The sequence below is a fragment of the Bacillus sp. FJAT-28004 genome (assembly GCF_001280845.1).
GTDB lineage: Bacteria > Bacillota > Bacilli > Paenibacillales > Paenibacillaceae > Pristimantibacillus.
The window spans coordinates 28346-40753 of record NZ_LGHP01000003.1 but is presented as its reverse complement, the minus strand read 5'-3'; the positions used below and the strand labels follow the sequence as shown (position 1 = coordinate 40753).

13 protein-coding genes are annotated in these 12408 nt (G+C 44.6%); 4 read left to right on the top strand and 9 right to left on the bottom strand.

Annotated elements, in window-relative coordinates; all coding sequences use genetic code 11:
- Nucleotides 1-7: 7 nt before the first annotated feature.
- From AC787_RS27965 to AC787_RS27955, 3 genes are all read right to left on the bottom strand, one after another.
- Entirely contained in the window at nt 8-703 is a 696-nt protein-coding gene (locus tag AC787_RS27965) for a hypothetical protein (protein WP_054028262.1), read from the bottom strand.
- A gap of 206 nt (nt 704-909) precedes the next feature.
- Complete coding sequence (locus AC787_RS27960) at nt 910-1737, bottom strand: TrmH family RNA methyltransferase (RefSeq protein ID WP_054028261.1); 828 nt, start codon at nt 1735-1737, stop codon at nt 910-912.
- 8 nt (nt 1738-1745) lie between these two features.
- Entirely contained in the window at nt 1746-2468 is a 723-nt protein-coding gene (locus tag AC787_RS27955) for a potassium channel family protein (protein ID WP_152970788.1), read from the bottom strand.
- A gap of 79 nt (nt 2469-2547) precedes the next feature.
- Between AC787_RS27955 and sspI the strand changes: the two genes are divergently transcribed.
- A complete protein-coding gene (gene sspI / locus AC787_RS27950) occupies nt 2548-2781 on the top strand; it encodes a small acid-soluble spore protein SspI (RefSeq protein WP_082361222.1) in 234 nt (77 codons plus the stop codon).
- On the opposite strand, the gene AC787_RS27945 is transcribed toward sspI, so the two are convergent.
- Nucleotides 2775-3980, bottom strand: a complete 1206-nt coding sequence (locus AC787_RS27945; protein WP_054028259.1) for an alpha-D-ribose 1-methylphosphonate 5-triphosphate diphosphatase — start codon at nt 3978-3980, stop codon at nt 2775-2777. The two genes, sspI and AC787_RS27945, sit on opposite strands and share 7 nt — an antisense overlap.
- A 233-nt stretch (nt 3981-4213) precedes the next feature.
- The gene (locus AC787_RS27940) at nt 4214-4771 is read right to left on the bottom strand and encodes a GbsR/MarR family transcriptional regulator (protein WP_054028258.1); all 558 of its coding nucleotides are present in this window, start codon (nt 4769-4771) and stop codon (nt 4214-4216) included.
- A 240-nt stretch (nt 4772-5011) separates the two neighbouring features.
- Here AC787_RS27940 and AC787_RS27935 point away from each other — a divergent pair, with 240 nt between their 5' ends.
- From AC787_RS27935 to AC787_RS27925, 3 genes are all read left to right on the top strand, one after another.
- Complete coding sequence (locus tag AC787_RS27935; protein WP_054028257.1) at nt 5012-6220, top strand: quaternary amine ABC transporter ATP-binding protein; 1209 nt, start codon at nt 5012-5014, stop codon at nt 6218-6220.
- Nucleotides 6207-7043, top strand: coding sequence for an ABC transporter permease (locus AC787_RS27930; protein ID WP_054028619.1), 837 nt, complete (start codon nt 6207-6209; stop codon nt 7041-7043). The genes AC787_RS27935 and AC787_RS27930 overlap by 14 nt, the downstream gene beginning before the upstream one ends.
- Before the next feature lie 86 nt (nt 7044-7129).
- The gene (locus tag AC787_RS27925) at nt 7130-7984 is read left to right on the top strand and encodes a glycine betaine ABC transporter substrate-binding protein (protein ID WP_063847719.1); all 855 of its coding nucleotides are present in this window, start codon (nt 7130-7132) and stop codon (nt 7982-7984) included.
- A 66-nt stretch (nt 7985-8050) separates the two neighbouring features.
- Here AC787_RS27925 and AC787_RS27920 read toward each other — a convergent pair whose 3' ends face one another.
- The 4 genes from AC787_RS27920 to AC787_RS27905 all read right to left on the bottom strand — a co-directional run bounded on the left by AC787_RS27920 (nt 8051) and on the right by AC787_RS27905 (nt 12285).
- Nucleotides 8051-9151, bottom strand: coding sequence for a Gfo/Idh/MocA family protein (locus tag AC787_RS27920; RefSeq protein WP_200930782.1), 1101 nt, complete (start codon nt 9149-9151; stop codon nt 8051-8053).
- A gap of 50 nt (nt 9152-9201) precedes the next feature.
- Entirely contained in the window at nt 9202-9924 is a 723-nt protein-coding gene (locus tag AC787_RS27915) for a ThuA domain-containing protein (RefSeq protein WP_054028254.1), read from the bottom strand.
- Between the two features lie 47 nt (nt 9925-9971).
- Nucleotides 9972-11135 (bottom strand): Gfo/Idh/MocA family protein, encoded by a 1164-nt coding sequence (locus AC787_RS27910; protein ID WP_054028253.1) that lies wholly within the window; start codon nt 11133-11135, stop codon nt 9972-9974.
- Between the two features lie 115 nt (nt 11136-11250).
- Nucleotides 11251-12285: a LacI family DNA-binding transcriptional regulator gene (locus AC787_RS27905; protein WP_054028252.1), complete on the bottom strand. Its 1035-nt coding sequence runs from the start codon at nt 12283-12285 to the stop codon at nt 11251-11253.
- Nucleotides 12286-12408: the final 123 nt, after the last annotated feature.

Sequence of the window (12408 nt, the reverse complement as noted above, 5' to 3'; positions counted from 1 at the left end):
ACATCTCCTACAATCTAAAATGTGACATGATTTCATCATAGAGCCCCTCATTGATATCTACATAGTCCCAAGTCACACCTCTATTTACACTGCGATATGCCAAAATCTTATTTTCTGTTGATCCTTCGTTCCTTACAGCAACAAGATACCCCGTTCTATCATCGGCTAAGAAATCAATAAACATCTCACCGTAACCATTTTTCAAGTCATGAGTAGCTGTCTTAGATATGCTGCCAACACTCCATAACTCACCTTTGCTATCTGAAGAAATAACACTGATATTTTCCGAGCCACGCCCACCGTACACAATAGTAATTTTTTCATTGGATGTGTATATATTGCTCTCTTCAATGGTCTCTATATATTCCGTTATTCGGGCATATCCTAGATAATCGTCATCTGGAACCTGCAACCAAGTCTTCCCTTGGTTGTTTGTAACATAAAGCTTATCCTCATGCAGAACGTAATTTTGATTAGTTTTGACAGGCAAAGCTGTCTCCTTCGTACCAGTTAAACTATGCGATATCATTTTGTCTATATCTTCTGGGTAAGTTTGGTCATCACGAATTTCATTAATGACTGCTGGTTTTACTTCCACATGCTGAAAGTTAATATTATCTATTACACTTTTACTCACTGTAAATGCAGCAAAGATAATCAGTATACCAATCAAACAGATTGAAACCATTTTCAAAGCTTTCATAGGATATAATCCCTTCTTTTGTTAGGCTCTGTCGTACTTCCATTTTTAAAAATTTCTAAATACAATACCTTAACGATAAGAATAGTTAAAAAGTTCCATTTATTAATATTTTGTTCGTTTAGATAAGCAAAAGGAGAGAGCCGTGTTGCTGGCTCTCTCCTTTTATGTGATGCATGATACATGGTTAATTATGGACGAGATGAAATTCATGTTTCGTTATATGCCCTCTGCCGCAAGCTCTCATAAAGCAGCACCGTTGCTGCCATCGCTACATTTAACGATTCCGCTTGTCCGACCATCGGAATAATGACCGATTCATCTACAAGCTCGCGAACTTCAGGAGACAATCCTTCTGATTCACTGCCCATAAGCAGCCATGTTGACTGAGTCCAGTCATAGCCATAACAGGTATGCTTCGCTTGCAGGCTCGTCCCGATAAGCTTTATGCCCTTTGCTTTTGCTTGGGGAAGCAGTTCTTTTAAATCCCCTTCGATGATAGGAAGATGGAATAAAGACCCCATCGTTGATCTTACGGTCTTCGGATTGTAGAGATCCACGCAGCCTTTGCCCAAAATAACGGCATCTGCGCCAACCGCATCCGCACTGCGAATGATCGTACCCGCATTGCCAGGATCGCGTACGCCGTCAAGCACAACAACGAGGCCGTTTTTGCGATATAATGCTTCTTTATCTACAGAAAGCTTAGACAAAATAGCAAAAACGGGAGGCGGCGTATCCGTCCCTGTGCATTTGGACATAACCGATCGTGAAGCTTGTACCCACTCTAAACCGAGTGTTGCCTCCGAATCATTCGTTTCTCGCTCAAGCTTAAGCTCTGGAGGAATCCCACGTTCCGTATCGTAGACAATTGTCGTTACATCCGCAGTACCCCTGAGCGCTTCCAACACAAGATGAACACCTTCAATTAGAAATTGGCCGCTGCGATCGCGGTATTTTTTGTCAAGCAGTGAGGCCCACTGCTTGACTCTGTCATTTTGTACAGATGATAGCAAAGAATCAAATTTTTCATTCATAGTTTGATTTAACCTTCCGAATATGCGATTTCTAAATTTGTTAGATCTGAGTTTTTGCCTACGATAACAAGGATATCTTCCTTACCGATTAAATCGTCCGCATAAGGGGCGATGTTCATCGTAGAGCCTGTTTTGATAGCCATGACATTGCATTTATATTTTGCCCTAATATCGAGCTGCTTCAAGCTTTGTCCAATCATCGGTTCGGGAGCTTTAATCTCAATGATGCTGTAATCGTCTGAAATCTCGATGTAATCGAGAATATTTGGTGATACAAGATGATGCGCGACGCGCAGGCCCATGTCCCGCTCTGGGAAAACGACTTTATCGGCGCCTATTTTGCCCACGACCTTACCGTGGAGATCATTTTGGGCTTTGACGATCAGCGTTTTCACTCCCAGATCCTTTAAGATGAGTGTTGTCAGAATACTGGACTGAATGTCTTGTCCTATCGCAACAACTACAACATCAAAATTCCGAATACCGAGCGCCCGCAGCGCTTCCTCATCCGTTGAGTCGGCGGACACCGCATGTGTAACAAAATTAACGACCTCTTGAACACGCTGCTCGTTCGAGTCAATGGCCAGCACCTCAAAGCCCATATCTGTCAAAGCTTTTGCAATGCTAGAGCCGAAACGTCCCATCCCAATTACTGCATATTGCTTCTTTGCCATCGTTACAAAATCCTCCTTACGCGGATGATAGCTGGAGTTATTTAGACAGTATACCATAGCTTGCTCATTCGGATGAAAGCAGCAAGCGCTGGACATAGTAAAGAAGTAAATCTCAAGGGGGAAGGAGCTGTTTAGTTTGAATGAAATTGATCTGCGTCAAGCAATCGTTATGCGTGTGCAGGATAACTCCGCCAAGGAGCTATCGGAAGTAATTGAAGATTCTATTGGCGCTGATGAGCGTACTTTGCCAGGGCTCGGAGTTCTGTTTGAAATGATCTGGCAGCAATCCACTGAGCCTGAGCAAGAACGAATGGTCGACTCCTTATATAAGCATCTTCATCATTCCGAGCATGCCAATCCATCTCAGTAACGAACAGCAGCAGTATAAACATTATGGCCCCCAACAATGGTAGTTGTTACCCAAGGCAGGCCATCATAACGGTCCACGATAATTAAATCTGCTGCTTTGCCTAGCTCTATGGAACCAATATCCTTATCAGCGCCTAACGCTTGCGCCGGATGTAATGAGACCATACGTACCGCAGCTGGCAAAGCAGCAATCCCTTCATCTGCAAGCTTGAACACGGCTGCCAGCATGGAAGAAGGATGATAGTCGGAGCATAAAATATCGGCAGCATTCACAGTAATTGCATCAACCGCCTTTAAATTTTTGTCATGAGACGCACCCCTTACGACATTAGGCGCACCTACACAAACACGAAGCCCCCGCTTAGAAGCATACTGTGCTGTTTCCAAGTTAATTGGAAACTCACAAACAGAAATGCCATAAGAAACTGATTCATCCACCTTCTCAGTCGAATCGTCGTCATGAGAGGCAATGGCTATGCCTGCTTTGGCTGCAAGTTTACTCAGATGTTTCAAATGATCGCCGCTCACCAGCTGTCTCCGCTGAATAAGATCCTCAACAATGATACGAACCTCATCTAGGCCAATTCCCTGATTCTTCATCACATAACGCTCAAAAGAACCCGGTTCACGATATTGACCTTGCCCTGGGGAATGATCCATAAAGGATAAATAGTCAATCGACCTCTCATTTAAAAATCGTTCAACAATAGGCATACCAGCCAGATGCGACACCTCAAACCGCAAATGAATACGATTGCGGATCATTGATCGTCTATTGCGATAGCTGTTAATATGCTCAATCATCCCCGTTAGCAAATGATCTCCGCGCAAACTGAGTCCTACACCCAGCGATAATGAATGATACATCGTCGTTATGCCATGTACCGGCAGTTTCCTCTCAAATTCCAGAAATGCCATATCGAGAGGAAATAAGGTATTGGGGCGTGGCTGCACTTCTTTCTCAATTGCATCACAATGAATGTCAATAAGACCCGGAAGCACGTACCGCTGCTTCGCATCTATACTTATCGACTTAGGATGCCGCCTTATCCAATTAACAACAGCCATTTCATCCAGCAGCACAGCATCAATTCGCCCATCAACAATAGCAATCGCCGCATCAGCGATTTGATCCGGCAAAACGACCTTTCCATTCGTAACGATCATAGGCTCAGTGTTGGCTCGCAAGCGTTCATCCATCGATTAGCATATCCCCTTACCCTAAAGTTATAATCTTTATTTTACCATATTTTGTTTGTAAAAACCGAACAGGGCGTTTGCTATGAACATTTTTAAATGAAGTTTTTTTCCTCCTTTGAACAGAGAACGCAGCGCCGAAATTATGCTCGGAACAAACAAAAAAACCGCAAGAATAATTCCTCGCGGCTTTGAAGCATAATAAAGGCAAGAAGCGCTGCCTCTAGTTTCTAATTTTAATCTTCTTGTGGTATTAACTTGTAAATATCACCATTTTCAAATGAATCGATCAAACGATCAAGCCATTTGTAATATTTTAAAGCCTCATCAATCTTTTGCGTATCATTCTCGAGCACGTCAAGAAATGCTTGTTCACTTTCATATTGCAGCTTTAATGAATCAATTTCCTTCATTGAACGGTTTAAGGCACTCATGTTTTGCTCGACTGCTTTTCTCCACTTAATGGAGAAGTAATCGGTAAAGTTTTGATGCCAATTCGGCTCTACTTCATACAAATCTTTTCTTGAGCCCTTGCCCCATACTTTATTTATCATCTTCAGGTCATGCAGCGTACGCATACCTGTACTCATCGAAGTCTTGCTCATGCCCATCGTCTGACTCATTTCATCAAGCGTTACAGGTTCACGATTAAAGTACATATTACCGTATAGATGACCTATTGATAACGTAATACCATACAGATCCATGTTTTCACCAATTGATTCAATAACACGGCGCCTTGCCTTTTGCAGCTTGGTAAGCTGCTCATCTGTTAAAGCTGCGAGCTCATTCATGTCGTTCCTCCTGAGGAGTGTTGTTCCCCTATCATTCTTACATCAATTATTGTAATCAAATGACCATCTATATGTAAAGAAAGCTTTTGATATGAAATAGGGAGTTATCCAGAGAATACAGTACGTAAAGTACGTAAAGTTATAACTGTACGAAGTATACAGAGTCTCACGCCTTTTGACCATCACAAACATTACCAACTAAACTTATAGGAGTCGAAATATTCCACAAGGGGGCATAACATGGCACTTTTAGAAGCCAAGAGGCTAACCAAAATCTTCGGAGCTGATCCGAAAAAGGCGATCCCGCTGTTGGATAAAGGATGGTCCAAAGAAAGAATTTTAGCTGAAACGAAGCTTACGGTTGGTGTGAACCAAGCGAACTTCTCGATTGAAGAGGGACAAATATTTGTCATCATGGGCTTATCCGGAAGCGGTAAGTCGACGCTGGTACGTCTGCTTAATCGATTAATTGAACCTACTTTAGGCCAAGTTCTGTTTAACGGTACAGATGTGCTTAAAATGTCTCCTGAGCAGCTGCGGCAGTTTAGAAGAAAAAATGTAGGCATGGTATTTCAAAAATTCGCGCTGTTTCCACATCGCACCGTTGTTCAAAACATTGAGTACGGACTAGAGGTTCAGGGCATCGATAAGAAGAAACGCAGAGAAATGGCAATGAACTCGCTGGAGCTTGTTGGTCTCAAAGGCTGGGAGAATAGCTATCCCGATCAATTGAGCGGCGGCATGCAGCAGCGTGTTGGTCTTGCAAGAGGACTTGCAAATGATCCCGACGTTCTACTTATGGACGAAGCGTTTGGTGCACTTGATCCGCTAATTCGGAAGGATATGCAGGACGAGCTGCTTGAGCTTCAATCCAAAATGAAAAAAACGATCGTTTTCATCACGCATGACTTAAACGAAGCACTTCGAATCGGAGATCAAATTGCGTTGATGAAGGACGGAAGCATTGTCCAAATCGGTTCGCCGGAAGAAATATTAATGCAGCCTGCTAACAAATATGTAGAACGCTTCGTCGAAGACGTCGATCTTTCTAAAGTTTTTACAGCATCCCATGTTATGATTAAACCTGAGACAATTACCATTGAGAAGGGGCCGCGTGTTGCATTACAGTTTATGCGTGACCGCGGTGTATCAAGTCTCTACGTAGTTGACAAAGGTATGCGTCTGCTTGGTGTTATAACTGCAGAAGAAGCCGTTATCGCTATTAAAAACGGCCAAAAGCTTGAAGAAGCAATGGAGCGTGAAGCACCTTCTGCACATCCGGATACGCTGCTTAATGAGTTGTTTGAATTAATGAGTAATTCTAAATTTCCCATTTCCATCATTGATGACAACGGACGTCTAAAAGGCATCGTTATCAAGGGCGCGGTTTTGGCCGCATTAGCTGGAAATTCCGTATTAGAGGCTGGTGAACGTGTTGAATCTTCCTAAAATCCCATTAGCGGATTGGATAGAATGGCTGGAAGCGTGGTTGGAAGCTAATTTCGAACCCTTTTTCCAACTCATCCGCACAGTAGTAGGTCAGACAGTAAACGGCTTGGATACCGCACTCAACTGGTTTCCATCGCTAATCCTTATTTTAATATTTACGATCATAGCTTGGCTTATCGGTAAGTGGAAAATGGGTGTATTTACACTTATCGGATTGCTGATTATTGAGAATCTCGGCTTATGGAGCCAAACGATGCAGACATTAGCGCTCGTTTTGACTGCCGCCTTTATATCCGTACTCATTGGTGTCCCAATTGGTATACTCTGTGCACGGTATAACAATGTTCAAAAGTTTTTTACGCCAGTACTTGATTTCATGCAGACGATGCCAGCTTTCGTATATTTGCTGCCGGCAGTTACCTTCTTCTCTTTAGGTGTTGTTCCTGGTGTAATCTCTTCCATTATTTTCGCAATACCACCAACGATCCGATTAACGAATCTCGGTATTCGCCAAGTACCTTCAGAATTAGTGGAAGCAGCGGATGCCTTCGGCTCCACGCCATCGCAGAAGCTCTTTAAGCTGCAGCTTCCGATTGCATTGCCAACAATTATGGCAGGCATCAACCAAACCATTATGTTGTCACTTTCCATGGTCGTAATCGCTTCAATGATTGGCGCCCAAGGTGTAGGTGCTTCTGTATATCGTGCAGTAACACAAGGGAATACAGGTGTGGGATTTGAAGCTGGTCTAGCTATCGTTATTTTAGCTATCGTTTTAGACCGTTTAACCCAACAGATCATTCGTAAAAGCAAAACAAATTAATATCAAATTTATAAATATTAAGCGCATGCTTTCGAAGTTAGTTTGCTGCGCAAACTTTGAGGAGTGGTTTTTTGAAATTCAACAAAATGACTGTTATTGCAGCAGCCGTAATGGCTTTGATATTGGTAGCTGGATGTTCGTCGTCAAACAATGAGGGCAGCAAGAAAAAAATAACGCTCGCCTATGTAGCTTGGGATTCTGAAATTTCGAGCACTTATGTTGTGAAAGAAGTACTTGAACAGAAGCTTAACTATAAGGTTGAAATGATGCAAGTAGACGCAGGACCTATGTGGGCTGGTGTTTCTGATGGCAGCGTTGATGCCATGGTAGCCGCTTGGCTCCCTACTACACATGCTTCATACGTTGCTAAATATAACGGTAAATACGACGATCTTGGACCAAATCTAGAAGGAACAAAAGTTGGCCTAGTCGTTCCTCAATATATGGACGTTAACAGTATTGAAGATCTTACTGATGCCGTTGGCGCTACAGTAGACCATACGATTATCGGTATTGAGCCCGGTGCCGGAATTATGATGTCAACAGAGAAAGCTTTGAATGAGTACAAATTACAGGATAAATGGAACCTGCTAGAAAGCTCTTCCGCAGCAATGACTCAGCAGCTTGAGAAGGCTTATGCAGATAAGAAGCCGATTGTTGTGACAGGCTGGACACCGCACTGGATGTTCGCCAAGATGGATCTTAAATATTTGGAAGATCCCAAAAATGTCTATGGCGGAGACGAACAAATTCATACAATCGCACGTAAAGGGCTAAAAGATGATCTACCTGAGGCTTACACATTCCTTGATCAGTTTAACTGGACGCCGGAAGATATGGCTTCCGTAATGATCAAAATTCAAGAGGGCGAAACGCCTGAAGCTGCCTCAAAAGCATGGGTTGAGCAAAACGCTGAAAAAGTTGAAGCGTGGATAAAATAATAGGTCAGCACTAAAAAGCAGAGCGGACTTCCCGCTCTGCTTTTTTTCGTTATTAATTCTTTTCTACTAATCCAAGCAGTATGGCTGCAATCCGAGCGGCAATGGCGCCGGACGCTCGCAGGTGCTCTTCATAACATAATGTACACCTTGTTCCGATGCGTCATGGAAACCATGCATCGCTTCAAGCACATGATACGCAAGCTCGCCATTAGCGCGATGCTTTCGACCTGTTTGAATCGCTTTAGCCATATCAGCTGCACCGACTCCGCGAGCGTTTTCTGTGTAACCATAAGCATGCGGAATCGTAGACCATTCATTTGAGCCTGCTCGCCAAATTTTGATTTCACCGCCAAATCCGTTCGGATCTGGTACTAGTAGCGTGCCTGCACTTCCATAAATTTCGATACGAGGCAGCATAGTGCCGCCCTTCACGTCAAAGCTCGTCAACAGCGTGCCGATTGGGCCAGATGCAAAATCCATCACTCCTGCAATATGGGTCGGTACTTCTACTTCTACCTGCTGGCCGTATTTCGGCTTGCTTGTAATTGTTCTCTCTGGGAAGGAGATGCGTGCCGAGCCTGTCACCCGAGTAATAGGCCCAAGGAGTGCAACAAGTGCTGTTAGATAATACGGGCCCATATCGAACATTGGACCGCCGCCCTTTTGGTAATAAAACTCAGGTGCCGGATGCCATGATTCATGTCCTCCGCAAACCATGAACGCAGTAGCGCCAATTGGTGTACCGATCCATCCATCCTCAATCAGCTTAATGCTTGTTTGGATACCGCCGCCAAGGAATGTATCCGGCGCGCTGCCAACATAAAGTCCTTTACGCTCAGCGAGTTCAAGTACTTGCTGCGCTTCCTCACGGGTCACAGCAAATGGCTTCTCTACATAAACATGCTTGCCTGCTTCAAGAGCTTGCAAACAAACGGATGCATGCGCCTGTGGAATCGTCAAATTGATAATCATTTGAATTTCCGGATCAGCAAGCAGCTCCTCTACCGAACAGCCTCTAACACCAAACTCCTCACCTCTTGCTTTTGCCCGAGCTACATCCAAGTCTGCGCAAGCTACAACCTGCAAAGCATCAAAGCGATTCCCGTTTTCAAAATAAATACCGCTAATATTACCTGTTCCAATAATCCCAGCTTTAATTTTTTCCATAATCTCGAGTCCCTCTTCTCATATCCTAAGATTATAATTATGATTGCAATTTACAGCTGATTATCCGCCATGCCGCTGTACGCCGATGCAGCATTACCCGCCGCTAACGCTTTAGTCTTGCCTTCCGCACACCACAAGAAGCCACGTCTCATAAGCTCCTTCACCACTTCAATATCCATAATATTGGCTTGATGACCAAGCGAGTTATAATAAACGCGTCCTACGCCCCAACGCTTCGTCCATACAACCGGCATATCGACTGCCTTGTTAAGTGAATGCGGTCCCGGTGTTAGTGGAAAGCGTGTTGTCGCAAGCACTTCAACTGCCGGATCCACATGCAAATAATATTGCTCTGAACGCACAACAAAATCTTCAATACCTTCCGTAAGCGAACTTGATGAATTTGTAATATTTACGGTATATTCAAGACCATCATTGCCAGGGTGAGCAACCCATTGCCCTCCGGTCATGAACTGCCAGTCTACATTATCACGAAACGCATCGCACATTCCGCCATGGCATCCTGCCAGACCTACACCGCTTTGAACAGCTGCAGACACATTGTTAACAAGCTCCTGCTCGATACGAGCCATCGTCCATACGGGTACGATTAGATCAAGCCCCATCAGTTTTTCTGCATCTGCAAATGCTTCTAGCGTATCAGATACCTCTACCTCAAAATCTTCAGCAGCAAGCACCTCACGAAATATTTCTGCTACTTCCTTCGGCTGATGTCCATCCCAGCCGCCCCACACGATTAATGCTTTTTTCATTGAACTCTCCTGCCTCTCCCAAACTTTAAGTAGTCTCCTTATTTTCCTTACGATAATTCGCTAATCGCTACCCAGCGGCGTTCTGCAATCGAACGATCTACCGCTTCTAGAACCTCTTGGCATTTCACGCCATCCACAAAGTTCGGGACTGGCTGACGGTCTTCAGCAAATGCTTGCATCAGCTCATGCACTTCATGCGTGAACGTATGCTCATAACCAATGGTGTGTCCTGCTGGCCACCAAGCATCCATATAAGCATGCGACGGATCGGTTGCAAGTACACGGCGGAAGCCTTGTACATCCTCAGCATCATCAGCAAAATATACCTGAAGCTCATTCATCCGCTCAAAATCAAACTTGATGCTTCCTTTACTGCCGTTAATTTCAAAAGCATTCGTGCAACGATGGCCTGCTGCGAAGCGCGTTGCCTCGAAGCTGCCCAACGCACCGTTAGCGAAGCGTGTCATGAACAAGGTTGCATCATCAACCGTTACTTCACCGAGCGGTCCAGCCTCGCTTCCCTTAGCACTAAGACCTGTCATGGCTGAAGCAATCGGACGCTCTTTCACGAAAGTCTCGCTCATGCCGATAACCTCATTGAATTCACCGACAAGAAAACGTGCCATATCTATCAAATGTGCTCCTAGATCACCATGTGAGCCGGAGCCCGCAATTTCCTTCTGAAGACGCCATACGAGCGGGAAGCTAGGATCGATAATCCAATCTTGCAAAAATACAGCGCGGAAATGATAGATTTCACCGATTCGACCGTCTGATACTAGTTTTTTGGCAAGCTGAACTGCAGGAGCAAATCGGTAATTAAAGCCTACCATATGCTTAACGCCAGCTTTCTCTGCAGCTTCAAGCATTTCACGGGAGTCTTCAAGCGTTAGTGCTAGTGGCTTCTCGCAAAATATGTGCTTGCCTGCCGCTGCAGCAGCAAGCGCGATTGCCTTATGAGCATCGCTTGGCGCATTAATATCGATCAAATCGATATCTTCGCGTTTGATGAGCTCCTTCCAATCCGTTTCTGCGCTTTCCCAGCCGAATTGTGACCGTGCTTGCTCAACGCCTTCGGGATCACGACCACAAATTGCCGTCATTTCCGGCTTAATTGAATCCGGGAAAAACATCGGAAGCGCGCGATATGCATTACTATGCGCCTTTCCCATAAACTTATAGCCAACCATGCCCACTTTTACTTTATCCATATAAAATCCGCCTCTCTTAAGCGTAAACGCCTTACGCCGCCTCCAGCGATAAGTTCACGTCTCGCAATTGAAATAGGATGGAGCAAAATGACTCGTTCTACTAAATTTTAACGACCTAATGCTTACTCCTTGACGTTTCTCTAGTGACCAAATTGACAGGCAGTACATCTCTTTCTGGCTCAGTCGATTCACTTTTCTGATCCGGATCCAGTAATCTAGCAGCCGCGAGCTTGCCCATTTCATAGAAAGGTACAGCAACGGTCGACAGTCTTGGGCTAATGATGCGTGAGCCGTCTGAATCATCATATCCAACCAATGCATAATGCTCGCCCGCTTCGAGTCCCAAATCCCGCAAGCCTTGCATCAGCCCGATGGCCATTCGATCATTCGCTGCAAATACCGCATCGATTTGGCCGGCCTTGATTTGTTCCGCTAATGTTCCCGCCAGCTCATAGCCGCTCTTCCGACTGTAATTACCGTAGTAAACAAGCTTAGGCTCGTAAGCAAGTCCCGCTTCCGTTAACGCAGCTTTGTAGCCTTCCTGCCTGTCGGCACTATTGGAATATTGCAGCGGGCCGTTAACAAAAGCGATGCTGCGGTTGCCCTGACCCGCCAGATGCTGAACGGCTGCCTTGCTGCCTGATACATGATCAGCATCGACTGTTCGATAATGCTCCTCGTCAAACCGCTGATTTACAAGGCAGAACGGAAAGTTCTCGGCCTTCAGCTCGGCAAGAGCTGCTCTTTCTTCTTGAACATTCTGAGAGCCCAGCACAATGCAGGCATCGATCTTATGCGTGCGAAAAAGCTTAGCGTAATCTCTAGCCCCATCTGGTTCTCTGAATATAAGCAGCAGATCATAACCGCAGCGCTTCGCAGTTTCACCGATTCCGCTTAATATTTCTGAGAAATAATAAGTGGAGAACAAATGAACCTTTGGAACGAACGGCAAAATAACACCAATATTCCCGCTTTTCCTTCGAGCGAATTGCTGTGCAAGCGCATTTGGAACGTATCCCAGCTCAGCTGCAGCCTGCAATACACGTTCTCGCGTTACCTCTTTTATGGGGCCGACATTGTTCATTACTCTTGATACAGTTGCCTCAGAGACACCCGCGAGCTTCGCTACTTCTTTCCTGCTAATAATCATTTTCCTCCTGAAAAGCTAATATGCTAAGTTGTAATTTCGTTTTTATGTACACGCGTACATTATTGCATGAAAACGTTTTACCGTCAATAAACTTTTTACAGCTTTTTTAGGAATACCGTCTTA